Origin of the sequence: Rosistilla carotiformis, assembly GCF_007753095.1 — a bacterium.
In the GTDB taxonomy this organism is placed as follows: domain Bacteria; phylum Planctomycetota; class Planctomycetia; order Pirellulales; family Pirellulaceae; genus Rosistilla; species Rosistilla carotiformis.
In genome coordinates this window covers 4,570,218-4,597,123 of the sequence record NZ_CP036348.1, presented here as the reverse complement: position 1 = coordinate 4,597,123, position 26,906 = coordinate 4,570,218, and the positions used below count along the sequence as shown (strand labels likewise).

General features: G+C 58.3%; 17 protein-coding genes. 7 read left to right on the top strand and 10 right to left on the bottom strand.

The window, feature by feature from the left end; all coding sequences use genetic code 11:
• Nucleotides 1-129: 129 nt before the first annotated feature.
• Both Poly24_RS16610 and Poly24_RS16605 read left to right on the top strand, forming a co-directional pair.
• Nucleotides 130-1,542 carry an aminotransferase class III-fold pyridoxal phosphate-dependent enzyme gene (locus Poly24_RS16610; RefSeq protein WP_145097766.1) on the top strand — a complete coding sequence of 471 codons (1,413 nt, stop codon included), beginning with the start codon at nucleotides 130-132 and terminating at the stop codon, nucleotides 1,540-1,542.
• A gap of 2 nt (nucleotides 1,543-1,544) precedes the next feature.
• Nucleotides 1,545-2,552, top strand: a complete 1,008-nt coding sequence (locus tag Poly24_RS16605) for an arginine N-succinyltransferase (protein WP_145097763.1) — start codon at nucleotides 1,545-1,547, stop codon at nucleotides 2,550-2,552.
• A gap of 25 nt (nucleotides 2,553-2,577) precedes the next feature.
• Here Poly24_RS16605 and Poly24_RS16600 read toward each other — a convergent pair whose 3' ends face one another.
• The 3 genes from Poly24_RS16600 to Poly24_RS16590 all read right to left on the bottom strand — a co-directional run bounded on the left by Poly24_RS16600 (nucleotide 2,578) and on the right by Poly24_RS16590 (nucleotide 5,308).
• Nucleotides 2,578-3,048, bottom strand: coding sequence for a DUF2752 domain-containing protein (locus Poly24_RS16600; RefSeq protein ID WP_145097759.1), 471 nt, complete (start codon nucleotides 3,046-3,048; stop codon nucleotides 2,578-2,580).
• 200 nt (nucleotides 3,049-3,248) lie between these two features.
• The gene (locus Poly24_RS16595) at nucleotides 3,249-4,466 is read right to left on the bottom strand and encodes a glycosyltransferase (RefSeq protein ID WP_145097756.1); all 1,218 of its coding nucleotides are present in this window, start codon (nucleotides 4,464-4,466) and stop codon (nucleotides 3,249-3,251) included.
• A gap of 158 nt (nucleotides 4,467-4,624) precedes the next feature.
• Nucleotides 4,625-5,308, bottom strand: a complete 684-nt coding sequence (locus tag Poly24_RS16590; protein WP_145097753.1) for a redox-sensing transcriptional repressor Rex — start codon at nucleotides 5,306-5,308, stop codon at nucleotides 4,625-4,627.
• A 448-nt stretch (nucleotides 5,309-5,756) separates the two neighbouring features.
• On the opposite strand from Poly24_RS16590, the gene Poly24_RS16585 reads away from it, so the two are divergent.
• Nucleotides 5,757-7,397, top strand: coding sequence for a hypothetical protein (locus tag Poly24_RS16585; RefSeq protein ID WP_145097750.1), 1,641 nt, complete (start codon nucleotides 5,757-5,759; stop codon nucleotides 7,395-7,397).
• A gap of 117 nt (nucleotides 7,398-7,514) precedes the next feature.
• Here Poly24_RS16585 and Poly24_RS16580 read toward each other — a convergent pair whose 3' ends face one another.
• Nucleotides 7,515-7,718: a hypothetical protein gene (locus tag Poly24_RS16580; RefSeq protein WP_145097747.1), complete on the bottom strand. Its 204-nt coding sequence runs from the start codon at nucleotides 7,716-7,718 to the stop codon at nucleotides 7,515-7,517.
• A 216-nt stretch (nucleotides 7,719-7,934) separates the two neighbouring features.
• On the opposite strand from Poly24_RS16580, the gene Poly24_RS16575 reads away from it, so the two are divergent.
• Nucleotides 7,935-9,080: an aminotransferase class V-fold PLP-dependent enzyme gene (locus tag Poly24_RS16575; RefSeq protein ID WP_231753183.1), complete on the top strand. Its 1,146-nt coding sequence runs from the start codon at nucleotides 7,935-7,937 to the stop codon at nucleotides 9,078-9,080.
• An 86-nt stretch (nucleotides 9,081-9,166) separates the two neighbouring features.
• Here Poly24_RS16575 and Poly24_RS16570 read toward each other — a convergent pair whose 3' ends face one another.
• On the bottom strand, nucleotides 9,167-9,418 hold the full coding sequence (locus Poly24_RS16570; RefSeq protein ID WP_145097741.1) for a hypothetical protein: 252 nt from the start codon (nucleotides 9,416-9,418) through the stop codon (nucleotides 9,167-9,169).
• 301 nt (nucleotides 9,419-9,719) lie between these two features.
• Here Poly24_RS16570 and Poly24_RS16565 point away from each other — a divergent pair, with 301 nt between their 5' ends.
• A complete protein-coding gene (locus Poly24_RS16565; RefSeq protein WP_145097737.1) occupies nucleotides 9,720-11,534 on the top strand; it encodes a peptidylprolyl isomerase in 1,815 nt (604 codons plus the stop codon).
• A 69-nt stretch (nucleotides 11,535-11,603) separates the two neighbouring features.
• Here Poly24_RS16565 and Poly24_RS16560 read toward each other — a convergent pair whose 3' ends face one another.
• The gene (locus tag Poly24_RS16560; protein WP_145097734.1) at nucleotides 11,604-12,560 is read right to left on the bottom strand and encodes a GNAT family N-acetyltransferase; all 957 of its coding nucleotides are present in this window, start codon (nucleotides 12,558-12,560) and stop codon (nucleotides 11,604-11,606) included.
• 193 nt (nucleotides 12,561-12,753) lie between these two features.
• Between Poly24_RS16560 and Poly24_RS16555 the strand changes: the two genes are divergently transcribed.
• Nucleotides 12,754-14,037 (top strand): PDZ domain-containing protein, encoded by a 1,284-nt coding sequence (locus Poly24_RS16555; protein ID WP_145097731.1) that lies wholly within the window; start codon nucleotides 12,754-12,756, stop codon nucleotides 14,035-14,037.
• A gap of 139 nt (nucleotides 14,038-14,176) precedes the next feature.
• On the opposite strand, the gene Poly24_RS16550 is transcribed toward Poly24_RS16555, so the two are convergent.
• The 4 genes from Poly24_RS16550 to Poly24_RS16535 form a co-directional block, all read right to left on the bottom strand.
• Nucleotides 14,177-14,668, bottom strand: a complete 492-nt coding sequence (locus Poly24_RS16550; protein WP_145097727.1) for a hypothetical protein — start codon at nucleotides 14,666-14,668, stop codon at nucleotides 14,177-14,179.
• A complete protein-coding gene (locus Poly24_RS16545; protein ID WP_197451964.1) occupies nucleotides 14,665-18,360 on the bottom strand; it encodes a S1 RNA-binding domain-containing protein in 3,696 nt (1,231 codons plus the stop codon). The genes Poly24_RS16550 and Poly24_RS16545 overlap by 4 nt, the downstream gene beginning before the upstream one ends.
• 204 nt (nucleotides 18,361-18,564) lie before the next feature.
• Complete coding sequence (locus Poly24_RS16540; RefSeq protein ID WP_145097719.1) at nucleotides 18,565-19,866, bottom strand: DUF1552 domain-containing protein; 1,302 nt, start codon at nucleotides 19,864-19,866, stop codon at nucleotides 18,565-18,567.
• Between the two features lie 28 nt (nucleotides 19,867-19,894).
• Nucleotides 19,895-22,270, bottom strand: a complete 2,376-nt coding sequence (locus Poly24_RS16535) for a DUF1592 domain-containing protein (protein WP_145097715.1) — start codon at nucleotides 22,268-22,270, stop codon at nucleotides 19,895-19,897.
• A 544-nt stretch (nucleotides 22,271-22,814) separates the two neighbouring features.
• Here Poly24_RS16535 and Poly24_RS16530 point away from each other — a divergent pair.
• Nucleotides 22,815-26,852 (top strand): GEVED domain-containing protein, encoded by a 4,038-nt coding sequence (locus Poly24_RS16530; RefSeq protein ID WP_145097712.1) that lies wholly within the window; start codon nucleotides 22,815-22,817, stop codon nucleotides 26,850-26,852.
• Nucleotides 26,853-26,906: the final 54 nt, after the last annotated feature.

The following is a 26,906-nucleotide window of genomic DNA, read 5'->3' as shown; positions in this document are numbered from 1 at the left end:
CAGGCGTTGGTATGTGGTTGATTCCGGCGAATCCAATCTTGGTGCGATTGCGCATGGGTTGCGAGAGACTATATACTTGATATTTCCATCGTCCCGGTTTTCGCGCTTCCGTGTTCAGGTAAACGGTTCATGAACGACGACAACTCTCGTCTTATTGCCGATCGATTTCGTAACGACCCGCGAGTCGCGAAGGCGAAGGCCTTGTTGGCTGAAACGCTCCGCGAATATTCAGGGTCAATGACCGATGTTCGACCTGCCGATCCGCAGCTTGCCGAATCGTACGCGGATCAATTGGCGCGGCTGACCGAGGCCCGTGGCGCGGCCCCCTATTTCCCTTACATTGCCAGTGGGATCGGGAACGGTCCGTGGGTCGAATTGGCCGACGGCAGCGTCAAGTTGGACTTCATCGGTGGGATCGGCGTGCACGGAATGGGGCACAGCCACGAACAGATGTTGGACGCCGCAATCGACGGCGCGTTGGAGGACACGGTGATGCAAGGAAACTTGCAACAGAATCGGCCTTCGATCGCGCTGTGCGAACGTTTGATTTCGATCGCTAATTCCAACGGTTCCGAACTGGCCCACTGCCTGCTGTCGACCAGCGGGGCGATGGCAAACGAGAACGCATTAAAGATCGCGTTTCATGCGCGACGCCCCGCGGACCGGATCATCGCCTTCACGAACTGTTTCGCCGGTCGATCGCTTGCGTTGGCGGCGTTGACCGACCGACCCAGCTACCGCAGCGGGCTACCTGAAACGCTCCTCGTCGACTATTTGCCTTTCTTCGATCCCGCAAAACCCGACGCGAGCACGCAAGCGGCTGTCGATCGATTGCAGGAGCTGTTGACCCGCTATCCGGGACGGCATGCGGCTTTCTGGGCCGAACCGATCGCGGGCGAAGGGGGCTACGTGGCGGGGAGTCCCGAATTTTTCAAGACGCTCCTGAAACCAATCCGCGAAGCGGGAATCTTGACGGTCTTCGACGAAGTGCAATCGTTTGGCCGGACCACCGCGCCGCTTGCCTACCAGTCGTTTGATCTGGATCGGTACGTCGATATCGTCACGATTGGCAAGATCACACAGGTTTGTGCCACGCTGTATCGCAATCAACTGCAGCCGACCGCGCCGATTCTCAGCCAAACCTTCACCGGGGCCTCTGCGTCGATCGCGACCGGTCAACGGATGCTGGACCAATTGGCATCGAGCGGCTGTTTTGGTGTCGACGGCCGCAATCAACGCAACCACGACCATTTCGTCAACGGCTTGCGGTCGCTTGCCCAGCGGTATCCGGGGCAGGTTGAAGGTCCGTACGGCGAGGGGATGATGGTCGCGGTGACGCCGGGTGACGGTAGCTATGAAACTGCCAATCGCTGGGTTCGCGACCTCTACGACGCGGGGCTGATCTGTTTCTTGTGCGGTGGGAATCCGCATCGCGTTCGATTCCTGCCCCCTCCAACGATCACCACGCCTGAACACATCGATCACGCGATCGCGCTCATCGATCGGATGCTTCAGACGACGCAACCAAAGGCGGCTCACTGATTATGGAAGTCGTCCGCGCGGCAACACTCGACGATTGGGAACCTCTGTTCGATCTGATCGAGCGGTCGGGCTTCGGTTTGACTTCGCTGCGGCTGACCAAAGCTCAGCTGCACGAGCGGCTGGAGTGGTCGCATTTTGCGTTTACGCGAAAGTCGGAACGGCCGGGCGGCGAGCCGTACGTGTTTGTGATGGAAGATCTGGCGACCGGCGCGCTGGTCGGAACGTCTTGCATCTTCGCCAAGACCGGCGGTTACGAACCGTTTTATGCGTACGAAGTGGTAACCGAAGCGAAGGCGTCGGAAGAATTAGACGTTCGCGCAAGTGTGCGAACCTTGCAATTGAAACGGATCCACGACGGGCCGACGGAGATCGGCAGCCTGTTCCTGTTACCCGAGTTTCGTGGGCAAGGACGCGGCAGTTTACTGTCGATAGCGCGGTTCTCGATGATCGCACAGCGGCCCGGCCGGTTCGCCAGCGAGGTGATCGCGGAGATGCGTGGTGTTTCGGATGCACAGGGGCACAGTCCGTTTTGGGAGGCGGTGGGCCGCCATTTTTTTCACGTCGATTTCCCGGTTGCCGATGCGCTCTCGACGGTTTCAAAAAAGTTCATCGAAGACCTGATGCCACAACATCCGATCTACTGGGACCTCTTGCCGGCCCCGGTTTGCGCCGTGATTGGTCAGGTGCATGATCAGACGCGGCCGGCCCAAACGATGCTGCAACGGGAAGGCTTTGCGTCGCGCGGACTTGTCGATATTTTCGACGCCGGGCCGATCTTGCATTCGCCTCGCGATGCGATCCGCAGTGTTGCCAGTTGCCGCAATCCGAGCGTCCGCACGGGCGATGTTCCTGCCGATGCGAAGCGGCAGATCGTCACGACATCGGCCGCTCGGTTTCGAGCCGTCCATAGCCAAGTTCACTGGATCGATGACGGCCATGTGATCTTGCCCGAAACGACGCGGCGGGCGCTGCTGTTGAATGCCGCCGATAAGGTTTGGACGCTGGGATAACGCCGGATGCCATACGGCGAATCGATCAGCCAGCCACAGGCGTTTCCACGGCCGAAGCGTCTCTTTCGGGGGGCGCGAGCCAGCTGCGTGATGGCGACGGGACGTTGCGGGCGACAAAATAAACGACCAGCACGACAAGCAATATCTGGCCGAGTGCCGGTCCGGTTGGCTTGTCCGCTGACGGTTGGCGACCTCTTCGCCACAGCAGTATCACGAGGATGGGACCGCCAAGCACCGCCAACGGGTTCATGCGCACGGCGGTCGCTAGGTCGCCATGCACCAGGGCGCTTGCGGATCGGGTGATTCCGCAGCCGGGGCAATGGAGGCCGGTCATCTGATGAAGCGGGCATTTCGGATACCACGACGTAGCGTTGGGTTCAACGTGGTACAGGAGGAACCCGCCGCCAATAACCAAGAGTCCGATGGCGACACCCGCAATCCAGGCGGACGCGCCGCGGAGTTTCGGGGAGATGGGCGTTTCCGATTGAAGATCCATTCAACGCACGTTCGGTCCGTTTGTTCGACGTCGGGGAAACCTCGAGACCGTCGGTTTGGAACATCGTTCCCAAAACGGGGACCCGCTCACGGCAGGACACTGGGCTTTCGGTCGGTTTCTTGTTGCGCAATTTTAGCGGTTCGCCGGACGTCGCGGGAGATGCGATCCGCGGTCGGCGGTTCGATCGCGTGAATGCATCGTTAGCGTTCGAGGACCTTGCGATAGACATCGGCGACGCCACGAGCCATCGCGAGGTCGGAGAATTCTTCGGCGTGGCGTTGGGCGGCTGCTTCAGCCAACGCATGCCAGGAGACTTCCCCGCAAACAAGGCGTTGGATTTGCGCGGCCAAGTCGGTGGCGTTCCCGGCTTCGGCCAACAGGCCTTCCATGTCGTGTCGTATCGCTTCGGGCGTTCCTTCGACTCGAGTGGCAATCACGGGGACCGCGGCAGCCATCGCTTCGAGGACCACCATCGGAAGTCCTTCACCGAACAGGCTAGGCAAAACCATCGCATCAAGCTGACTGAGCGCGGTGGGAATGTCGTTGACGAATCCGGTGAATTCGACGTCGGGCCCCAGTTGTAGATGATCGACTCGCGATCGAATGCTCGCTTCGTAGCTAGGCGTTTCAAAGGGGCCGACGCATCGCACGCGGACATCCAGTCCGGCGTCGCGGACGATCCGTTGAGCGTCCAGCAGCGTCTCCAAGCCCTTGCGAGGTCGGTGCAGTGCGACGATCCCCAGCGTCCAAACACCTCCCACCTGCGGGAACTCACTGCGATCGGGACGGATCGCAGGGACGCCGTTGTGGACCGTGGTAACATTGGCCGGATCAAAGCCCTGACCAATCGTGTGGTTTCTCAAACTGTTCGAGACGGTGATTTGATGGGCGGTCGACAGCAGGCAGAATCGCTCCGTCATTGCGTTGATGCGATTCTGGATCGGCCGCGTTGAATCGGCGGCTGCGGGGCTGTGAACATGGTAGACCCATGGTCGCCGTGCTTGCCGCGATGCGTAGGCGGCGATCATTGCCGATCGGGGCGTGTGAGCGTGCAGCAGTTGATAGTTGCCATCGCGAGCGAGCTTGGCAACGCGCCGCGCCGCCGCGATATCCCAACGGTTCCGCATCTTCATATCGAACAGTTGACTGGATTCGACGTCGAATTGCTTCGGAAAGCGGTCGGGCGTCAAACAGGCAAAATCGACCGAAACCCCACATTCCGGCAGCCGACGGGCAAGGTGGGTCTGAACACGTTCCGCTCCCGAATAATGTTCGCCGTTGACCACGTGAAGGACACGTAACACCCGATTTTCGCGACGTCCCGATGTGCGTGATTGAGGCTGACCCGAGAGATCCAAGTGTGGAGATGCGATCTTGGCTTGTGGGTCATGGTCGTCGATCAGTACTTCGTTGGCCACTTTTGGGCTCCTTGGCTAGCGAAACTAGGTTGGGGTCACTGAAACATAGCACCTCGATAAAATGAGGGGGCGAAATTTTCGCAGTCGGCCAACTTGCCGTCGAAATGGCCGGGCCGTCTGCGACGCGTCAGGAGGGTGCGAACCGTCGGCGGGGCCGTTTATTGCTGGCTGACCACAGCAAACGACAATTGCTGCAATTCGCTCGCCAGATCGACATTCACGACACAGACACCCGGAAATTTTTGCAGCGTGCGTGGGGCGAAATTTAGGATCCCAGCAACCCCCAGCGCGGCGAGCCTTTTCGCTACCGCATCGGCTGCATCGACCGGTACGGCAAGAATCGCCAGCGAGACGCGTTCTGCGGCGATGGTGGTTTCTAGTTGTTCCAGCGGAAGCACCGGAATTCCGGCGATGTTTCGCGAACAGATCGCCGGATCGGTATCGAAGGCCGCAACCAATTGGAAACCCTGTTCATCGAAGCCGCGATAACGCATCAATGCGTGCCCCAGGCTACCCGCCCCAATCAGTGCGACTTTCCATGACCGATTGGTCCCCATCGTCTGGCGGATCTGTTGGATCAGCGGGCCAATTTCGTATCCCACGCCTCGTTGCCCCATCGAACCAAGATGGTTGACATCGCGGCGGACGACGGCGTCGCTGACCGACAGCAACTGACCCAGCAACTTGCTGCTGACATGGGATTCTCCCTCCCGCCGCAAGCGTCCTAATTCGCGTGCGTAGAGGATCAAACGGGCCACGGTCGCGGGCGGAATCGCAGGGTTGATCGCACCGATGTGTGGTGGACCGGTCGATTTTTGCGTTTCGGGAGATTCACCGGCCATAAGGTCTCAGGGTTGGTTGCAGGGGGCGCCTTAGCGTCGTGGCACGCCGTCGGCGACGGATTAGAACAAGCCAATACCTGTAACGATTCTAACGGTTGGGTGATTGCGTTTGAACAACGCCTGTTGGCCTCGAGCAACACTTGGGTTTTTACCTAACCGGAACAACCGGCATAGGTCGCATGGGGTGAACGTGGCAAACTACGCAAACGTTCTATTTTTTCTTTGCATCACTCTTTCTCTATCCCACCATTCTTTCGCAGTCGATGAAATTGTTGCACCGAGAGCGGTCTACCCTGCCTGGCTATTTTGCCACGATTGGGTCGCGTCTCAATGCTGTCGATGGTTTGCTTCATCCCCGCAAATTGTGGCGAGAGCAATCTCGAGCAGACCAGGTTCAAGCGTCTATCCAGCAAGGTTTCCGTTAAGCAAGATCCGAGGAGAGTGGGAAATGAGAAAGCTAATGCTTCTGCCAGCGATCGCAGCCATGTTGGCTGTGGGTTCGGCAAAGTCAGCTGACGCGGCGTATTGTAACGCCATCAGCTACCAAGATTGTGGCGGTTGCGCCAGCGCGTCTGATGTTGCTCCTGCAGCGTCGGGCGGTTGCGGCACGCACACCGTTATGAAGACGGTTCGCGAAACCGTTTACGAACAGGTCCAAGAGACCCGTTACCGCACACGTTACGTCCGCAGCACCGAACAACGCGAAGTTCAAGCGACGCGCATGGTTCCTGTGACGACTCAGAAAGAAGTTCAGTACACGGTCATGAAGCCTGTGTACGAAACACGCACCAAGGTCATCAACTACACGGTCCAAAAGCCTGTGTACGAGACCAAGACTCGCGTCATCAACTACACGGTTCAAAAGCCTGTGTACGAGACCAAGACTCGCGTCATCAATTACACGGTTCAAAAGCCTGTGTACGAGACCAAGACTCGCGTCATCAACTACACGGTTCAACGACCTGTGTACGAAACCAAGACTCGCGTCATCAACTACACGGTTCAAAAGCCTGTGTACGAGACCAAGACTCGCGTCATCAACTACACAGTTCAAAAGCCTGTGTACGAGACGAAGCAACGCACGATCAACTACACCGTTTATCGTAACGTTCAAGAGCAGAAGACACGGACTGTAAACTACACCGTTTACAACACCGTTAAAGAACAACGCAGCCGAACGATCACCAAGAGCCGCATGGTTCCTGAGACCTACACCCGCACGATTCAAGTTCGTGGCGGCCATTGGGACACTCAGTCCTACGAAGTTCCCGGACCAACACGCACCCGCGTGATCCGTGAACCAGGCACATGCACTTGGGATCCTTGCCAATGCAAGAATGTTTACACCCCCGGCTGCTGCCGCACCGAAACCTATCAATGTGCTCCTCGCGTGTGCACCAAGAAGGTTTGGGTTCCAACTTGCGAAACGAAGGAAATCACCTGCACTCGCTATCGTCGCGAATGCTACACGGTGGAATGCCCTTACACCGTTTGCCGTCAAGTACCTGAATGCCGCACGAAGGAAGTTTGCTACACGGTTTGCCGTCGCGTTCCTGAATGCCGCACGAAAGTTTGCAACTACACCGTCTGCCGCATGGTTTGCGAACCACGCCAAAAGACTTGCAACTACACCGTTTGCCGTATGGTTTGCGAACCACGCCAAAAGACCTGCACCTACAAAGTTTGCCGCATGGTTTGCGAACCACGCCAAAAGACTTGCACCTACAAGGTCTGCCGCATGGTTTGTGAGCAACGTCAAAAGACTTGCAACTACACCGTCTGCCGCATGGTTTGCGAACCACGCACCAAGACCTGCAACTACACCGTTTGCCGCATGGTTTGCGAACCACGCACCAAGACCTGCACCTACAAAGTGTGCAAAATGGTTCCTGAGTGCCGAACTCGCACTGTATGCTGCACCACGATGCAGAAGGAATGCTACACCAAGACGATCTGCGTTCCTAAGTGCGAAAAGGTTTGCGAACCTTACACTGTCACTCGCTGCGTTCCACGAACGATCTGCAAGCAAGTTCCAGTTCAAGTTTGCTGCCCAGCACCATCTTGCTGCGACAGCGGCTGCGGATGCTAAGAAGCTGATCAGCCCGCAAAGGGTCTGCTGAAGAAACGCAAAGAGGGCCGGAGCATATGCTTCGGTCCTCTTTCATTTTTTGGGTCGGGCACAATTGGCCCGCACGACCGGGGCCCGTCAGACCTGCTCGCGGAACGTCATCCAGCTGAGCACGCCCAGGGTGATGCTGAGTATCAAAAAGGCGATGTCCATCATCATGCTGGCCCCTTGAAAGGGCGCAACATCGTCCATACCCGCCATGCTCATTCCGAAATCGGCGGCGAATAGGATGAATAACAGAGCAGCCACCACAAGGCTGATTAGGCAAAGTGCCTTGGGCATCAACGATCCTCGGCTTATTATCTCGGGACTGACGTGCATGTTGGAAAGCCAAGTGCATCAGTATAGTTAAAGAAAAGTGTTTCACCCAAGCCGAATGGCACGAATCTTTGTTCGTTCTGTAGGTGGCTCGTATTTTAGTGATTATGCATGTCAGACCAACCGCAATCCACCGATATTTCACTTCAAAGCGACCCTTGGCAATGGTGGCGTTCCCAAATGCCAATCACGTTGCGTTGGGCTTATTTTGACCATGCCGCGGTCGCTCCCTTGTCGGCCCCGGCTCAAACGCGGATGGTCGCCTTCGCCGATGAAGCCGCTCACACCGCTACAACGTTGTGGCCGCAATGGTCCAAAGGGGTGGAGTCGTTCCGCAGCGGGGTCGCCCGTTGGATCGGAGCCTCGCCCGCGGAGATTGCCATGATTCCCAACACTTCCCACGGCGTCAACTTGGTCGCCGAAGGGTTTCCTTGGAAATCGGGGGACAATGTTGTCACGTTCGCCGGGGAATTTCCGTCGAATCGGTTGCCCTGGGACAACCAACAATCCAAAGGGGTGGAAGTTCGCAGTATCGAATGCCCCGGCGGTGAAGTCTGTCTGGACCAAATCGCAGCGCAAATCGATTCCCGCACCCGCATCGTTGCGATCAGTTGGGTCGGATATGCGTCGGGCTATCGCGTCGATCTAGATCAGCTGGCGGAATTGGTGCATTCGCGCGGGGCGCTGCTATTTGTGGACGCCATTCAAGGGATGGGGATCTATCCGATCGATGTCTCACGGACACCGATCGATTTTTTGGCAGCCGACGGCCATAAATGGATGCTGGGGCCCGAAGGGGCTGGGTTCGCATACATCCGCCGCGAGCATATCGACACTTTGCGATGCACGCATGTCGGTTGGCATAGCGTCCGTAACGCAGCCGACTTCGGGAACGCGCGATTGGACCTACGACCGGAGGCTTCGCGTTTCGAAGCGGGATCGGCCAACATGGTGGGGCTGCTGTCGTTGGCTGAGAGCGCCGCGATGTTTTGGAAAGTCATCGAGGTTCATGGTCCCGAAGCGATCGCCCAGAGAGTGCTTCGGACGGCCGAAACCTTGATCGACCGGTTGCAAAAGGCGGGAGCAACCGTTTTAAACCCTTGGCAGGAGCCGCATCGCAGCAGCATCGTGGTGTTTGATGTGCCAGGCGTCTCCCCCGCCGAAGTGCGCGGCATCGGATTGCAGCACGACGTGGTGCTCAGTTGTCGCGGAGGCGGGGTTCGAGCCAGCGTGCATGTCTACAACAACGACGAGGATCTCGATCGATTGATCCACGTGGTCGAAATGGCTTTAGCAGCGGGCGGATCGACCGGTAAGATCGTTTAGCCAACGCGATGGCGACCGATCTTGTACCCAGTACGCGGCGCGTCGCCAGCACGCCACGACGGGTTGTGGTAGGGCGGAGGCTGAACTTAAGCCGTCTTTGCGGAGTCCAGATCGTTCAACGATTTGCCCAGACGTTTGCGAGCACCGCCACGTTGAGGGCGGGCACCCACGCGTTTTGTTTCCGAATCGCCGTCGGCTCGCAGGAACGCGAGGATATCGGGATCCATCGTTTCGGTTTCGGCAGGGGTGCCCATCGTTTCAATCGCATCGCTGACGCCCAGCAGTACCGATTGCTTCACACCCTGACGCATCCAATCAAAAAAGTTTACGTTGACCATTGCCTAATTCCCTTTGGCAAGATTTAGATCGAGCAAGTCAGGCCATACTTCGAGAGCCTGGCAACGACCTGGACGGTAGCGGTCCAACGGGTTGCGTGTCCAGATGGAACTTCGCCACTCCGCCTCTTTTTTTCCGACACCGAATCCCAGCGACAGACGCTGTCGACTTTTTCGAAGTTGGTCTTGAGCCAAAACGGAAAATTTTTCTACTCTGTTCCTGTCGCCTGAGCAGTCCGAGCTTGTGTTCAGCCGAACGAATGGATTCGATTCAATGTCGCTCGATGGTTTAAGGAGAGGCCGGATGACGACCCTGAAAACAAAAACACATCGCCTTGCCGCGGCCCGCGGCTTGGTTTTTACATCGACTTTCGCGATCGCGCTGTCGGTCGCCCAACTCGCCACCGCGCAACAAGCCGCTCCCGCGCCAACGCAAAACGAGGTCGTTGCGGTAGTCAACGGTACGTCGTTGTCGCGGAAGGCATTGGGGGACGAAGCCCTGCGTCGTCACGGCGAAGACGTGCTCGAAAGCATGGTTAATAAGTATCTGATCCTGCAGGCCTGCAAGCAGAACAACATCACGATCACCAACAAAGACGTCGAAGAGGAAATCGGTCGGATCGCGGCCAAGTTTGGTTTGTCGGTCGATCGCTATCTTCAGATGTTGCAACAGGAACGCAAGATCTCCCCGTCAGAGTATCGTCGCGATATCGTTTGGCCGATGATCGCCCTGCAGACCTTGGTCGCTAAAGAGACTGAGGTGAGTGCGGAAGAATTCAATCAAGCGTTCGCCGCTCAGTACGGTGAATCGGTCAAGTGTCGGATGATCATGGTGGGTAAGCAGCAGGTCGCCGAGCAATTGCATGCTCGTTCGACTGCCGATCCATCGCAGTTCGGTCAATTGGCCAAAGACTTCAGTGAAGACGAAGCCAGTGCAAGCGTGCGAGGTATGATCCCTCCCGTTCATCGGCATACCAGCGATCCCAAGTTTGAAGAGGTCGCGTTTTCATTGAAGCCAAACGAAATCTCCGCTCCGTTTCAAATCGCCGATCAATGGATCATGTTGCAATGCGTGAAGCACTTGCCCGCGATGCATCCACCGGCGCAGCAGATCGCTGCGATCCGCCAACAAATCACCGATCGGATCCGCGACCAAAAGATGCGCGTCTCGGGAACGGAGTTGTTCCAGAAGCTGCAGCAACAAGCTCAGGTCGTGAACGTTTTGGCAAACCCTGAACTGAGGAAACAATATCCCGGTGCGGCCGCGTTGATCAACGGTCAACAGCTGACTTTGGCGCAAGTGATTGCTGAAACGCTCAAGCGTCACGGTCTCGAGGTTCTGGACGGCGAAATCAATCGCACGCTGCTGGAGCAAGAGTTGAAGAAGCAGAACCTGCAGGTCACTCAGGAAGAATTGACGGCTGAGGTTGCCCGTGCTGCCGAGAGCTACGGAATGGTCACTGCCGACGGCAAGCCGGACGTTCAGAAATGGTTGGCCAGTGTTACCAGTGAACAGGGCGTCAGCGAAGAACTTTATGTCCAAGATGCCGTTTGGCCATCGGTCGCGTTGAAGAAGATGGTTCAGGCGAGCGTCAAGATCAGCGATGAAGACCTGCGAAAGGGCTTCCAGTCAAACTTTGGCGAACGCGTTGAAGTTTTGGCGATCGTCTTGTCGGACCAAAAGAGTGCTCAACAGGTTTGGGACATGGCCCGAGCCAATCCGACCGAAGAGTTCTTTGGTCAGTTGGCCGAACAGTATTCGATCGAACCGGTTTCGCAAAGCAATCTGGGACGCGTGCCACCGATCCGCCGCCACGGCGGTCAACCAGCGGTTGAAGACGAAGCGTTCCGTTTGCAACCGGGTGAGTTGAGCGGAATCGTAGCGACAGGTGATCGTTACATCATCATGCGTTGTCAGGGCCGCACCAATCCAATCGTTGCGGACATGGACGATCAAATCCGTGAGCAATTGGTTCGCGATTTAACGGAAAAGAAGACGCGGGTTGCGATGGCCGAAAAGTTCGACGAACTGAAGAACGCAAGTCAGATCGACAACTACTTGGCAGGCACGACGCAAGACGGCCGTTTGGCTGCCACGCCATCGGCTGAAAAACGCTAGCCACCGATAGCCCGTCGCCATTCGCGGCGACGGATTGAACCCAGCGGCCGATGCTTCGTCGGTCGCTGATTAGGACTCGGGCTGAGTGTCCGACGGTGGAAGATCTTGGTCGATTCTGCGACCCCACACCGCTTCGCCGAAGAATGCGGTAAAGCCGAATCTTTCGTAGACGCTTTGGGCGGGATCGTTGTTTCGGTCAACGCCCAGGTTGACGGTCTGAAGCGCACGTTGCCTTGCGATCCGGCCTGCTTCGGCAACCAGCGATGCGCCCCATCGGTGTCCACGGGCGCTGGGTACGATGCCCATGTAGGTCAGTTCCAACGCGCTCGAATCGACAAACGGCAGGGTCAGGACGCAGCCGATAGAGACGCCGTCGAGTTGGGCGATTCGCCATGCCGACGGATCGTGTTGCGGCATCGCGCGATACGAGGCAAGCGTTTCTGCGGCGCTGCGGTATTGATTCATCGAGGGGCAGTCTCGCGTATCGATGTAGGTTTGGCGGGTCAATTCTTCGAGTTCGCTCTCGGAAATTGCAGTCGCATCGATAAATGTCAACTGCGGCGACGGTGTATCGGTCATCGCTGCCGCTTCGGCCGAAAGGTATTGCAGGTCGGCAAGATGTTGCATCCCCGCGGCGATGAGTTCCGTCGGTGGTTCCTTGATATCGCAGGTCGCCTGAACAAAGCAAACGTCCAGAGATTGCAGGTACTCGCGTAGACGTTCGAACAATCGGCGGGCGATCGCTTGTCGGTCGAGTGATGTCGAGTTGCCGGATTCGTCGTCGCGAACCCGCAGGCCGACAATCACTCCCGTTCCCCCAGGCAACGCCGATGCAATCGCCGCGGCTTGCAGCGTGTCTTGCTGCTCCACAACGAGGCAGACTGTTTTGGCATCGGGGTTCTTCAGGGCGCCGGCAACCGACGACGTGATCAAGTGTCGTCGCATCTCGGATTCGCCAGTTGTCAGCAACGCGACAATTTGGCTCGATTCAGTGGGCCGAGGGGGCCGGATGGTTAGGTCGTTCAATCGTCTATTCTCCGATTGGCCGTCAGGTGATTCGTCAACGGCAGGGGCGTTGTGCGTTTGATTGTGAGGTCAGCGATCCGTCGATTCGCGAAAGTTGCATCGCCCTGGCTGCAGGATATCGCTTGCGGTGGATGCCCGCCTTTCCGCTACAATGTAGTCGTTCCAATTCAAATCGATCAGAGGGAGGTCTCCGATGTTCAGGCGTTTCGTAAAGTCGGCGTTTTTTGTTACCTGCGAGCTTCCGTTGGTGACCGTTTTGGTCGTCAGCCCCGCCTTCGGTCAACAGCTCCCCGCACCGACGCCTGCCGACCCGGTCGTGATTGGCGAAACACCCGCGGCTGTGCCGCCGGCAACCAAGCCGCGAGCGAAATCGGCCGCGTTGCCTGAACCTTATTTGTTGCCCGGGCAAGATCCGAATCCAGGTGCCGATGCTGTCGCTCCCCGAGATCGACCTTCTTTGGGGATCGTTGCCGAAGAACGCGCCGATCGGACCGGTCTGACCGTGCTTAGCGTTCGCGAGCTCTCGCCAGCGGCGCAAGCCGGGCTTCTGAAGGGGGATGTCTTGACGAAGCTGAACGACCAGCAAACGACGACGATCGAAGATGTCGCTTCGGCCCTCAGCGCATTGCAAGCGGGCGATCCTGTCTCGATTGAAGTCTCCCGGTCGGGACAGTTTTTTGAACTCCGCAGCACAATGTCCGACGCGCCCCCACCCGCGGTCGATGCGGTTCCCGATCGCGGAGCCAGCGAAACGCGGAATCCCCCGATGGAACAGGGACGCGCCGCTTTGGGAGTAACTGTCGAAGACTCGTCTCCGAATCTCAGCGGTGCGCCAGCCCTGCGTGGTGCCCGCGTGGTCGCTGTCGCTGCGAGTTCGCCAGCGGAATCGATCGGCATCCGCCCTGGCGATACGATCGTTTCGATCGATGGCCAAGTGATGTACGGCGCACGCGAGCTGACCGAATACATGCGGTCGGCTCGGGCCGGCGATTCGGTTGAAATCGGGTACTACCAAGATCGTGTTCTGCGCCGAAAAGCGATCACGCTGGGCGGTTCGAGGCAGCCGTTGCCGGAGTCGACGGTCGAGGAACGCATGATGCAGCCGGGGATCGTGATCCGTCCGGGAGCCAATGTGGGCGAGATCCTGCAGGATGTGGGGCGTTCGATCGACAGTTTCCTCGGTCCGCGTGCACCGCGGCAAGTTCCTCGCCCAGCACCGATGGAGTCGTTCGCAACGCCCGCGGCGCCACCTGTCTTGGCACCCCAGCCGATTGAAACGCCTGCGCCGCGTAAGATCCCGACTCCGGATTCGAATCCAACGTCGGAAGGGATTCCACCCGTGGTCACTCCGAACAGCGATGACGCCAGCGAAGTGGTGCGACTGCGAAAACAGGTCCAGGAGTTGATGGAAAGAATGAAGCAACTGGAGAAGCAAGTCCAGCAGGCGGAGCCCAAACCGCCAGCCGATGACGAATAAGAATCGATGAAGCGAAGGCCTGGATGAGGCAACGGCAGTTCGTTCCCTGTCTCCTCCTGGTCTTGCAAGGGCATCGCGACGGCTACAAAGCACAGTCGCGAGCGTTTCGCCGGGCTGCCAGTTTCATTGGGCGGAGACGTTAGTTGCGGGTCGCGAACCGTTCGGCGTATTCCACCACCCAGGCATCGATCAAGCGTTCGAATTCGCTGAGATCCGCTTCGGCCAGTTCCGTGAAGTGGCTGCGGTTGAAGACCTCTTTGTTCGAAACGGTCCCCTTCCCCTTCAGTTCCAGAACCATGTATTCGTTCAGGGGGCGGATTGTCATCTCCAGCCGGCTGAAGCGGTTGGTGCGTCGTCCCCGGTCCATGCTCAGGTCATCGCGACCGCATGCGGCCCCCCAACCCTTCTCGCCGAAAAGCGTTTCGGTTTGGAAGCCGGGAAAGTGGCTGGCCAGTTGCGCAACCGCTTTTTCGATGCGATCCGAAAGTGCCAGCCGGTAGGAACTGTGCAGACGACGCAGTTCCTCTTCGCTCATCGCTTCCTGCTTGGCAGCGGCTTGTTCTTGCAAGCCGCGCTGCCTACCGCGTTGAATGGCGGCGTCCAGACGATTCGAGAAATCGTCGCTACTCATCCGTTCCCCTTGTTCGCATCGGCATTTGCCGTGGTGTCCGCGTCGGAATCTTGATTCGCGATTTCGGCACGTGGCAGTTCAACGCTAGGCGCTTCCGCAGTCTCTTGCGGCTTGGCGGGTTCGCTTTCTTGGGTCGCTGCTTCAGGCTGCGGTGCGTTGGCTTCCTTCTCAGGAGCCGGCTTAGCCGTAACCTCAGGTTTTACAGGTTCCGTCTTTTCTTGATAGAACTGCATCAACGCACCAAACGATCGCAGCGGTTCTTCCCCCGCCTTCATCGAATCGGAGATTTTCTTCTCGGGCTCTTTGGAGCTCGTGACGGTGAAGGTGCGTGGTTGCGGGTCGCGACCGCCACGACCGCGTCCGCGATCGTCACGCCCTCCGCGGCCACCGCCATCACGTCCGCCTCGGCCTCCGCCGTCGCGACGTGGTCCGCCTCGTCCGGCTTGATTGGATCGTTCGCCCTGGCCGCCGCGACCACCTTGGCCACCACGGTTGCCTTGCGAAGGTCCGTTCCCGGCCGATCGATCTTGTCCGCCACGGTTGCCCGCTGGCCGTGCATCACCACCGCGTTGCTGGCCTCGGCCACCGCGATCGTGTTGTCCGCGTTCACCATCGCGTCGGGCACGGGCTTCCGATGCCGCTTGCTCTTCGGCGGGAGACATCACGGAAAGGGCAACGCGTCGGCGTCCCGATTCGATCGCTGTCACGTAGGCGTTGATGACATCGCCCACTTGAACGACTTCATGAGGGTCTTCGACAAAGCCTTTCGACATGCGGCTGACATGGATCAGTCCGCTGCAATCGGGGCCAAGTTCTACGAAGACGCCAAATTTCGCGACGCCAACGACAACGCCCGAAACCAAGTCGCCCGGTTTGAGGTTGTCCAATTTTGGAATCAGCGGCATCAAAGCGACCGGTGCCAGGTCGACCTTGGGTACCGAGAAGGGTTCGCACAACCAGTGCACGATTTGGTTGACGCGGTGACGACCCACCTGCCATTCCTTGATCACCTTGTCGACTGCCGAACGTTCGGGCAGTGGATGCTTGGGCATCGGCAACGCTTCGGGAGCGGGTGCCGTCGGTGTCGCGGCGGCTTTGGGTTCGCTGAAGCCTTCGATTTCCGCAGGGCTTGCTTCGTCGGTCGCTTCGCTCTCGCCGGAGGCAGCTTCTTCGCTGGCTTCCGCCGGTTCGGCGGGGCTTTCCTCGGCAACCGCTTCGGGTTCCGGGGTCGCTTCGGCCGCTGGTTGTTCGTCGGTCACCGTCTCCGCCGATTCAGCGGCTGGTTCGGCCGCAGCTTCTTCCGATGCAGGTGTCGATTCACCGTCGGTTGCGGCTTCCCCTTCGGTTGTCGATTCGGGCAACGCGAAATCGGCAGCTTCTTCGGTGGTTGCGCCGTCGCCGATAACGACGACAGGGGCGGATTCTTCGCTCGCGGGTTCAGCGACTTCCACAACTTCGTAGTTCGGGGCAACGTAGCCAGGAGGTGCCGAATCGGGCATCGGAATGTCGACCGCTTTGCACAGTTTCTCCGCCAACGGGTAGTCGTCGGGATGGATCAGTGTGGCGTCGAGTGCTTGCGATCCGCCAAAGACGCGGAGGAACGGAACCATTTGGCGGCGGTCGGTTTCGGACAGTTCGCCCAGTTCGGTCAATTGGTCGCGCGATGTGAACAGCTCTTCACGACGGCGGCTGTCGATGGACTTGGCAAAGTCACGCGTGACGCCAGGCAATTGAGTCAGCCAGCCGATGTCGTCGCCATTCAGGTCGGCTCCCTTGGCTGCGATTCCGCTGGTCATCACGTTCAACAGCGACTTGGCCAGCGAGTTTTCGTCGAGTTCGCGTTGGTACGAAGCCAAACGCAGGCGTGGGTAGTCGATTTTGGTGTAGGCCGAAATCGGATCCAACAACTGCATTCCGATCCATGCGGCGGCGCGGAAGCGTCGCGGCGTTTGTCGGATCACCGGGTCGATGGCGTCAGCCGAAGCGAACAGGTCGGCTCCCGAGCGGTCGGCGAGCGTCCAGTGCAAGCTGCCCGTTTGGGTTTGCTTCAGCAGTTCAGTCAACGCGATCAAGCAGTTGCGCCGCGCGGGGCCGTTGCTGATTACGATCTTGTCGACATGGAATTGATGGCACAGCTCGCCCAGCTTGGTCACCATCTGTTCCCGCATGGTCTTCGACAGCTGGCAGGGTACGTCTTCGGTGTGCAGCAGTTTGCCGTTACCATCCAACACCGCCAGGGCGGCCGTTCGTGGACCGACCGCGTCGATCGCGATCAAGCCTCGGGCGGAGGTGGGTTCGCGGAGAACCAGTTCGCGGAAGCTGTCGGCGATCACATCGACCAAACGTTCTGCGGCGTAATCGAGCTGGCGATCCCAGAAGGCTTCTTCGGCGGCAGCACACAATGCCGCTTCGACATCGGTCACTGCCGCGGACAAGCGATCCGAGATGTGTGGGTTCAACCGGGCAGCGGCTTTCTGCAGTTGTTGCATCAGTTCGCCACGATTGTAATCGAACGACGCTTCGACAACGCTCGAACGCAAACCGCGAGCGAGCATCAGGATTTGGAAGGCCGACAATTTGTTGGGGGCAAACTTTTTATTCGCCAAGCCCTCCAAGACTCCCACCAGCCAACGACGGCGGCGTTGACGTGGAGAGACCTTTTTCTTGGTCCGTTTGGCAGCTTCTTGTTGCTTGACCTTCGATTCGCCCTTGGAGCCCTTCTTTTTCTTGGGCGGAGCGTCCTTCGACCAGGTTTCCAACGCGGGCGTCTCGTCGGTCGTCTCGGCCGGCGTTTCGCTTGCTTCAGGAGATTCGGTGGACGAATCGTCCGCGGCTTCCGTTTCCGCAGCGTTCTCGGCGACTTCCGCTTTCGCGGTTTCAGCCGCGGCGTCGATCACCGGTTCGGTCGCTGGCGCGGCAGCTTGATCGGACGCTTCGGCGGTTACGGCGTCGACGTCTGTGGGAGCCGGTGCTTCGCTGGGGGCGGCTTCGGCAACCGGTTCACTCGGTGCGGTCGTTTCGGCCGCTGGCTCGGTGGCGGTCGGTTCGGCGCCGGCGGTTCCCGGTTGGCTCGGTTTTGCATCGCCCGAATCAGGCGTTGGATCATCCGATTCGCCGTGAGGATCGAAGACTTTGCCGATCTTGATCTTGGCGTTGCGCAACAACCAGCTGGTGGCGACGCCAATCAATTCTTGATTGTTGGGCAGTTCGCGATGCAGCGCTTCGTCCAAGCGTCCAACGGCAGCGGTGGCTTTGTTGTCTTCGCTACCAAGGACTTCGGTGGCGATCGCTTGCAGGTCGGCCGAATCGTTTTCCTGTGGATTCAGCAAACGGATCGCCAGACGTGAGGCATCGTCCAAGACGCTGTTGCGATTGCGAATCAGGCGGGTCAAACGATCGAAGTGACGGCCTGAATTGGCCATCCGGATCGCTTTGTCCAACGCAGTATCGACGCAGGTTGAACGCTCCGCCAATTGCAGCAATTCGCTGCGGCGATCCTCGATCGATTGTTCGCGCGAAACCGCACCGTGCAATAACCACAGCGCTGATTCGGAAATTCCGCTCAATTCATCCCGGCGATAGCGAGCCAGGAATGGCGGCAAATAGCCTTGGCGAATGAGAGGGAGAGCAATCTTCAAACTTGCGGCATCGCACCCGGTTTCGCGTGCGATGGCTTCAATTTCAACAGTCATGCCTTGGAGGCTCATATGGGGCGTGTGGCGGGGCCCTTCGCCACGGGGAGTTGCATCAACCGAAGGGATTGGAAACCAATCCATCAAGTGGGCTTCTAAAGAGCTTTCGGAATCTAGGGTTTCGCTCGGGAAATGTCAACCGAGCAACTGGAATTGGACCCCATTGTTTACGCAACGGAGGCCTTGTCGAGGAAGGAGGGCAGTTTAGGTATTCTTGAATTCCAGGCCTCGCATCGTCGTGGTGCCGCTGGCGAATTGATCGACCGGCAGCCCTTGGTCTTGCAACAGGCTGACATAAAGATTGGGCAACGGGTAGTTGTTTTTATCATCGAAGGCCAAGTGTTGTCCGTGACGGAAGCCTCCGCCAGCCAACAGGACAGGCATGTTCTGATTGCTGTGGTTCGATGCGTTCCCCAGGTTGCTGGTTAGCAATACCGACGTTTGGTCCAGCAGCGAATGCCCCTGTTCATCGGTTTGGCCCAGCGAACGCAAAAAGTCGCCCCAGGCGGCGATGATCGCTGTTTCCACCACGGCCAATTGCTCCAGCTTCTCTTCGTCCCGTCCGTGGTGGCTGAGCGAGTGGTATCCCTCTTCGACGCCTGGCAACGGAACCACGCCACCGCTGCCACCCAAGTGGTAGACGATGTAGCGGGTCGAATCGGTTTCCAGGGCCAATCGGATCATGTCGCTCATCAGGCGTTGCCGACCGACGAAATCGTTCCCGTTGCCGATGTCGACCGGGCGTTTCGCATCGACCTTCGGTTTCGGCTTTAGCGCCCATTCTTCGGACGCCGCCATCCGAAGTTCGAGATCGCGAACGCTTGTGTAATAAGCGTCCAGGCGGTCACGGTCGGCGGAACCTACCGATTTGGAAAGTCGTTTGGCATCGCTGGAAACCAGGTCCATGATGCTGCGGCCCTCGCGGACGCGTTGGGCTTGTTGGTCTCGAGCTGCCGGTGAATCGTCGACGAACAATTGATCGAACAGTCGCGAAGGGCGATCCTGAGCCGGGATCATCGCCCCGTTTTCGGTGTAGGACGGGCTGTTGCTGCCGCTGCTGCTGAGCACCAATGAGGGGAACCGCGTTTCGCCCCCGAGGTGTTTTGCCAGGTACTGGTCCAACGAGATCGTGTTCCGCCCGCCACCGCTGGCTCCCACATTCCGCGCCGTCAAGATGCTCGCTTCGGCTTTGTGCCCGCCGCCGACTCCGGGATGCGAGCTGCCCGAAATCACGGTGTAGGATGAACGAAGGTCATCGATCGCTTGCAGGTAGCGACTCGGTTTGAAGTCCTTCCCCGCTTCGCTGGGATTGAGATTGGGGCCATGCAGGCCAAGTCCCAGCGTCATCGCGACGAATCGTTTCGGAGGACCTTGGTTTGTCTTGGGATCGGCAAAGGCGGCGTGCATCGCCGACAGGTGCGGGATCGCCAAGGAGACGCCGGTGCCACGCAACATCGTTCGACGCGGGAGGCGTTTGCGAAAATTAAATTCAATCGAACGAAACATCGTTATCGGCCTTGGGGTCAGTGAGCGGTTATTTGCTTAAAAACAGGGAGCTGGTAATGGTTGCTTCGATCAGCGAACGGAAGCCATATTGGCTGCTGGCGGTTTGTTGGACAATTTGTTCAACCGCCTCGCGATCGGCAAAACGCGGTTCACCACCGGTTCCGTAAGCGACCAGTTTATCAACCACGTTTGCCGCCAAACGTTCCGGATCTTCAAGCACCAGATCCTGGAAGCTTTGTAGATCCTGGAACTTCTTTCCGTTGGGCATCGTAAAGCTGGCGTCGATCGGCGGCAACTTCTTTTTGCCCCGCGGCTTCCCGTAACTGGTCCGCCAGCGACCCGACGGGTCAAAGTTTTCCAACGCAAAACCTGGTGGGTCGATGTCGCGATGACACGAAGCGCACGAGGCGTCCGAGGTATGTTTGGCCAACAGGTCTCGAATTGACTTCGCCCCCCGCACGTCCGGTTCGATCGCCGGAATGCTTTCCGGTGGTGGCGGAATCTCTTGCCCCAACAGACGCTCTGAGATCCAAACGCCACGAATCACGGGGGAGGTGGCCGTTCCATTGGCCGTCACTTTCATGATCGATCCATGCGTTAGCAGCCCGCCGCGACGGTCCTTCGGTTGCAGCGCGACCTTCTCCAAGTTATCGCTGGTGGCACCGTCGATCTTATAATAGTGGGCCAGTCGGCTGTTCAGAAACGTGAACTCCGAATCGATCAGGTTGCCAACCGGCAGATCCTCCCGCAACATCTCTTCCAGGAAGCGATGCGTTTCATCGAGCATCGATTGCTGCACGATGACGTCAAATCCAGGATACAGGCGGCGGTCCGGTTCGGTGAAATCGATCAGATGCAGGTCGAGCCATTGATCGGCAAAGTCGCGCACGAATTGTTGTCCGGCGGGGCCCTCCAAGAGGCGATCGATCTGTTGCAAAAGGACCTGCCGGTTCCTCAGTTTCCCCGCCGCAGCCAGCTTCATCAGGGTTTCGTCGGGGGTCGTCGATTGCAACATGTAGCTGAGTCGCGCGGCGATCGCGTGATCGTCCAACGGGCCTGGTTGTTCCTCGAAATACAGGAACCGCGGCGAGCACAGCAGCGCCCGATAGCCGGTTCGTAAGGCGACGATTGGATCGCCCGATTCGTCCAATTTTTCGATCGCCAAATCGACGTAACGCACCACGTCGCTCCAGGGGACGGGGCGACGGAAAGCACGTCGCGCGAAATAGGCCAACAGGCGACCGATATCTTCTTTCGGGTTGTCCAGCGTCACTTCCGCTTTGGCGGGATCGCGGTGGGATTTGACGGGATGTTCGTTAAACAGCAGTTTTCGAACCTCGTCATCGTCGGCATGCGGGTGAAACCGTTCCATTTCGATCCAATCGATCGCCACGCCCGGCACATTCTGCGGTCCGCCTTCGCCAGTCCCCACTTGCCCACCGGCAAAGTTGGCTCCTTTCAAGGTGAGATCCCCGGGGCGAATCTCCAGCATTTCGCCTCGGTTCAGCCAGGCTTCGACGGTGATTTGTTTCGGTTTGTCGGTCGCTTCGAAAGCGCCGACCCAAGCCAATAACGGGGCACTGCTGACCGCCGGCCCGCTGCGGATCGTGCACCACACGCCGGTGCGATCTTCGGGTGTCTTGAGCGCTGATGCCTGCAGCGTGAACCGATACCAACCGTCCTGTTTCGCAGTCGTCGCCGGCAGTCGACCGTAATAGATCAATCGAGAGCTCCAGGTGACCGCTTGCCCATCGATCAATTCCGGTTCGCGGGTCCGTCGCTTCGGGTTGGTTCGAACGATCTCCTTGGCCGGCATGCGTTTGGACCATTCGTCCGGCGGCGTCAACGCGCGACGAAAGGCTTCGTCCAACGCGAGGTCGACAATCCGCAGGTGCTGTTCCAATTGAAAGTGCGAGATCGATTGCGTTTCGGCAATGTTCGTGAAACCTCCGCTGCGCTGTTCGTCGGCCATTGCCATCGTTAGCGGCAGGTCGATTCCCAACAGATCGTGCAGCGATCGTTCCAATTGCAGGTTCGTCAGCTGGCGGGCTGCGACGCGACCGGTCTGTTTTGATTGCAGCCGTTGCTCGTGGCGAATCCAATCGCCCAAGGATTTCGTAAACGCAGAAGCTTCCGCCGCTTCGACTTCGGCATCCTCGGGCGGAGGCATCTCGCCCGCTTCCACTCGGCTAAGGATGCGTTCCCAGCGACTCGCCACGTCGCTGCGATCGACGGCCGCAGGCAACGACTGCAGGTTCAGTCCGCCTTCGGTCGTGTCGGCATTATGGCAATCGAGGCAGTTAGCCGACAGAAACGTGTCGATGGTCGGAGGTAATTCGGCCCGAAGGCAGTGGCCTGCCCAACAGGTAATCAGGATTGCGATGGCGGGGCGTGCAGGAAACATCGGATTCCAGGAGGGGGAGGGTGCGATGGGGTGGAACCATGCAGACGGTAGCCGTAGTGCGCGATTAACTCGCGTAACGCGGCATCTCCATTATACGCGTGTGCAGCAGATCTGAAACCACAAACGCTCTGGCGGCCTGGGGAAAGATTTTTTTCTAGGGCCTCACCGCTTTGTGAATGGCCGCGGTAGGGGACGAGATTTTGGGCACCCAGCTGGGGAACGCTTTGCCAGTTCGAAGCCGCCTTAAAACCACGCGACAGGACGTTCGACGCATCCGCGTTGGAACCGAAGGTTTTCGGTTGCGCTGCTGCGTCTTGAGATTAAGTTCCAAAAAAAATGGGTACAAACAGTTGTAGGGAATTGTTTGACTTTAACAGATAGGGCAACCTATCCGGTCGGTTCATGCCCTCCTGATCGGGTGTTCCCGTGGCGGGCTGTGAATCGGAACTGGGAATCACACAGGCAAGTTTCTCGACAACAGCATTTTGAGCCTTTGTTCAGCGAAGGATGTTTGTTGGTGGATGTCCAATAAGGCGGCGAAGCAATGATGTTTCAGATGGATTCTGGCGCAAAGCGAAGGAAGGCGGTAGGTAAAATAGGACGTCGGCACTCGATTGAACCGCTAGAAGAACGGTGCCTGCTGAATGCCGACGCGGTGATCGAACTGAAACTGGACGTGACACAGGAAGGTCAATCGATTTTGAACGACGCGCGGCAATTCGCCGTTGAGGTGGGGGATCGATTCGACCTGGAGCTGCTTTACGACGACAAGCGACCGATTTTCTTCAACCACATGGGGGCGTTTACCGTCTATGCCGATATCTTGGCCGACAACGCCCATGCCTACCGGCCGGTGCTCAGCGAGACCCAGATTCTTACGATCGACGAGACCTTAAACGATGCCATCGGTGGCAGTTTGCAGCTCTCTTCCAATGGCCGAACGGCAACAATCCCTTTGGTTGGTGCATCGAGTCTGGCGGTCAATCCGGTACTTGCCATTCGGGAGGCGATTGAAGGGCCCGACGGTCTGAATTTTGGCGCCGGTACGGTAACCGTGTTCGAAGCGCTTCGGAGTCCCCGGAACGCCGATGGGGATGTCGGGTCGGGGGATCCGTTCGATTACATCATCCGATTTGTTGCGGACGAATTTGAGTTTGCCGATGCGCCGAACATCCATGTCGATACGTCGGGGCTTGTTATTTCCGGAGGCGGGGCAGCGCCAATTGGTGAGGTGTTGGAGATTCCGGTTTTCACCGACCAAACCACCGAGACAATCAATCCCGAAGCGTTCTATTACAACCTCGACGCCCGCAGCGCCAGCTTGAATGACAAGGTGGTTTACGGGAACGTCCGCTCGGGCACCTTCGATCCCAGTGGTGGTGACGGATCGGAAGTTTTTAATGAATTGGGGGGAACGGGGCCATTGGAATCGACCGGCCTTCGCGCCGTAGCCGAGTCGGTGTTTGGAGCGGATTCACCCGAATATGGTGCGTTTCTGTCTCCCATCTCCAATGTCGAGGTCTTTAGTATCGAATTGGAAGCCATTGCGGTTTCTAACAACGTCAACTTCACCCTCGATCGCGCCGACGACGAACGGAGTGAGTTGTCGGCTTATGGTATCGACACGGCATTGACCGCCGAACAGGTGTTGATCGATCTCGACGATGATCCCAATGTGGCAGGGGACGATCGATTCGGAATGGCCTTTGGTACGATCGTCGATCATCCCAGCGTCATCGTCACTCCGGTAGCCGGACTGCAGACGCGTGAAGATGGCTCATCGCAAACCTTCACGATTGCGTTGGGGGCGCTGCCGTTGGCCGACGTCGTGATCGCCCTCTCCAGTTCGGACACCAGCGAAGGGACCGTTTCGCCACAGCAGATCACGCTGACTCCCGCTAACGCCACCACGCCACGAACGATTACGGTATCGGGCGTCAACGATTTGATCGACGACGGGGACGCCGAGTATTCGATCATTACGGCGCCGATTGTCAGCAACGATCCGTTTTACCACGGCATCGATCCCGACGATGTCGTGGTGCGGAACCTCGATGACGACGGAACGGGAATCCGGCTCTCCAAGACATCGGGGCTCACGACGACCGAAGACGGTGGCACCGACACCTTTACCGTCGTGTTGGATTCTCAACCCACGGCAACCGTGACGATTCCCTTGGTTTCATCCGATCCCAATGAAGCCACGCTCTCGGCGAATTCATTGACCTTTAACACCGCCAATTGGAACACGCCGCAAACCGTCACCGTCACGGGACGCCCCGATCGGGTCGACGATGACGACGCGGCGTTTACGATTATCACCCACGCGGCGATCAGCAGCGATGCTGGCTACAGCGGGTTAGCCGCCGCCGACGTCACCGGAATCAACCGCGATGTTGACGTTGCGGGCATTTCTCTTGTTGGTACGGAGAATTTGGTCGTCAACGAATCGGGCACCCAGACCGCGACGTTTCGCGTTGCCCTGGACACCGTTCCGGTTAGTCCGGTCACTTTAAACTTGTCGGTCAGCGATTCGTCCGAAGCGAGCCTCTCCAATTCGTCGATCGTGTTTACTCCCGCTAACGGAACGGAACCGATTTCGGTAACCGTCACCGGTCTGAACGACGATTTCGATGACGGCGACGTTTTGTTGACGATCGTCACGGTACCGTCTACCGACGATTCTAAGTATCAGAGTATCGACGTCCCCGATATCGCAGTCACCAATTTGGACGACGATACCGCAGAGGTCCTGGTGGCCGCGCCGGCGAGTCCGACCACCAGCGAATCGGGAGGCTCGTTTGAGATCTCGATTGTGCTCAGCACGATCCCGTTTGCGAACGTCGTCATCCCCATCACTTCGTCCGATCCATCCGAAGCGTCGGTCAGCGAGTCGTCGATCACCTTTACGCCGGCAAACGCGTTGACCCCGCAGACGGTGACGGTTAGCGGCGTCGACGATACTGTCTTGGATGGCGACACCACGGTCACGGTTCAATTGGGGCCAAGCGTTTCCAACGACGAGGCCTATGGTGGGAGGGGCAACGAGGTGGTGCTCACCAATTTCGATGATGAACTTCCGCCTCCCGAAATCGATTTCGGCGACGCGCCCGCCGACTATCCCACAACGCTCCAAAGCAACGGGGCACGGCATACTGGCAGCGACCTCTTCTTAGGCTCCGCACCCACCTTGGAACGCGATGGTCGGCCTAGCAACGATGCAGACGCCGACGATGCGGATGACGGAGTTGTCTTTCTGACGGACATCGTCGTTTCGGAAAGCTTTGGATCGACCTCCAGTCTCCGCGTGAACGCGTCGGGCGCGGGCAAGTTGGATGCGTGGATCGACTTCAACCACGATGACGATTGGACCGATCCGGCAGAACAAATCGCAGTGTCGCTCACGCTGCAGGCGGGGGACAACATCGTTCCGATCAGCATCCCTGCAGGTGCGGATCCTGGTCGGACCTTCGGCCGTTTTCGATTCAGTTCCGCTGGGGGATTGGCCAGTTTCGGAGCGGCGGATGATGGAGAGGTCGAAGATTACCAAGTTATGTTGGTCGATGGCGACGCGGGGGCTCAGGTGGGGATCCAGACGGAAACGGGAGAGACGTCGATTCATCGCGACGAAGACTTGATCGTCGTCACGCAGAACGAACGCGTTCTATTCTCGGCGGACCACAGTCTGCTGTTGGGAGTGCGGGTCGATGCGACGCGTGGAGACGACACGCTGAGCTATGGCGATCTGGGATCGGCCACCTTGAACGTTGGCTTCAATGCGGGGGATGGCAATGATGCGATTGTTTGGCCCGATGACAACCAATCGATCGATCTGCGAACACAATCGCAATGGTTTTCAGATGTCGAATCCATCAGCATGATTGGCGAAGGTTCCGACGCGATTGTTTTGGATGCCGCAGCGATAGCTGAGGTGACGGCGTCGGAAAACCGATTGACCCTGCGATTGGACCCGAAGGATGCGCCCTCGTTCCTAGGGGATTGGAAGGTGACGCGTTTCGAATCCGAAGGCGAAGAATTCTTCCACGTGTTAACCCTCGATGGCGTCACGCTGCGGATTACCGGATACGGCGACTGGACCAATCCTTTGCAACACTTAGACGTCAACAACAGTGGCGAGGTCACGGCGATTGACGTCTTGCAAATTCTGAATCAATTGCACCGCAAAGACCTGATGGTCGGTTTGTCGGGGCTGGTTTCGGCGGTTGACCTGGGGCCCGATTTTCCGGGGCGGTTTTACGATACCAACCGCGACACGCTATTGACCCCGATCGACGCGCTTCGCGTGATCAACTATGTCGCCAGGCGAACCGCAGGTTCCGGTGAATTTCCGCAGGACGTGCCGCCGATTCAAGTATCCGTTTCTGCGATTGTCGAAGATGCAACGCTCGAAACCGAATCACGTCTGCAGGAATCCTCGGTCGAGCGCATCAGCGACTTTGGCAGTCCCGCTTCGAGGCAGCGGATCGATCGGACGCCACCTCCCACGGACTCGGAGTCTACGCAAAAGGCTTCGACCCAGAGCGATCCGTTGGAGGAAGCCTTTGCACAATGGTTGCTCTAAGCGAATGATCGCCGCAACCTTTGTGGAACCGCATCGCCATGCATCACAGACGTG

Bases quoted from the DNA above. Each gene is read 5' to 3' on its own strand.
- Poly24_RS16610 (WP_145097766.1), top strand. From the start codon at position 130: ATGAACGACGACAACTCTCGTCTTATTGCCGATCGATTTCGTAACGAC.
- Poly24_RS16605 (WP_145097763.1), top strand. From the start codon at position 1,545: ATGGAAGTCGTCCGCGCGGCAACACTCGACGATTGGGAACCTCTGTTC.
- Poly24_RS16600 (WP_145097759.1), bottom strand. From the start codon at position 3,048: ATGGATCTTCAATCGGAAACGCCCATCTCCCCGAAACTCCGCGGCGCG.
- Poly24_RS16590 (WP_145097753.1), bottom strand. From the start codon at position 5,308: ATGGCCGGTGAATCTCCCGAAACGCAAAAATCGACCGGTCCACCACAC.
- Poly24_RS16585 (WP_145097750.1), top strand. From the start codon at position 5,757: ATGAGAAAGCTAATGCTTCTGCCAGCGATCGCAGCCATGTTGGCTGTG.
- Poly24_RS16580 (WP_145097747.1), bottom strand. From the start codon at position 7,718: ATGCCCAAGGCACTTTGCCTAATCAGCCTTGTGGTGGCTGCTCTGTTA.
- Poly24_RS16575 (WP_231753183.1), top strand. From the start codon at position 7,935: ATGCCAATCACGTTGCGTTGGGCTTATTTTGACCATGCCGCGGTCGCT.
- Poly24_RS16570 (WP_145097741.1), bottom strand. From the start codon at position 9,418: ATGGTCAACGTAAACTTTTTTGATTGGATGCGTCAGGGTGTGAAGCAA.
- Poly24_RS16565 (WP_145097737.1), top strand. From the start codon at position 9,720: ATGACGACCCTGAAAACAAAAACACATCGCCTTGCCGCGGCCCGCGGC.
- Poly24_RS16555 (WP_145097731.1), top strand. From the start codon at position 12,754: ATGTTCAGGCGTTTCGTAAAGTCGGCGTTTTTTGTTACCTGCGAGCTT.
- Poly24_RS16550 (WP_145097727.1), bottom strand. From the start codon at position 14,668: ATGAGTAGCGACGATTTCTCGAATCGTCTGGACGCCGCCATTCAACGC.
- Poly24_RS16545 (WP_197451964.1), bottom strand. From the start codon at position 18,360: ATGACTGTTGAAATTGAAGCCATCGCACGCGAAACCGGGTGCGATGCC.
- Poly24_RS16540 (WP_145097719.1), bottom strand. From the start codon at position 19,866: ATGTTTCGTTCGATTGAATTTAATTTTCGCAAACGCCTCCCGCGTCGA.
- Poly24_RS16535 (WP_145097715.1), bottom strand. From the start codon at position 22,270: ATGTTTCCTGCACGCCCCGCCATCGCAATCCTGATTACCTGTTGGGCA.
- Poly24_RS16530 (WP_145097712.1), top strand. From the start codon at position 22,815: ATGATGTTTCAGATGGATTCTGGCGCAAAGCGAAGGAAGGCGGTAGGT.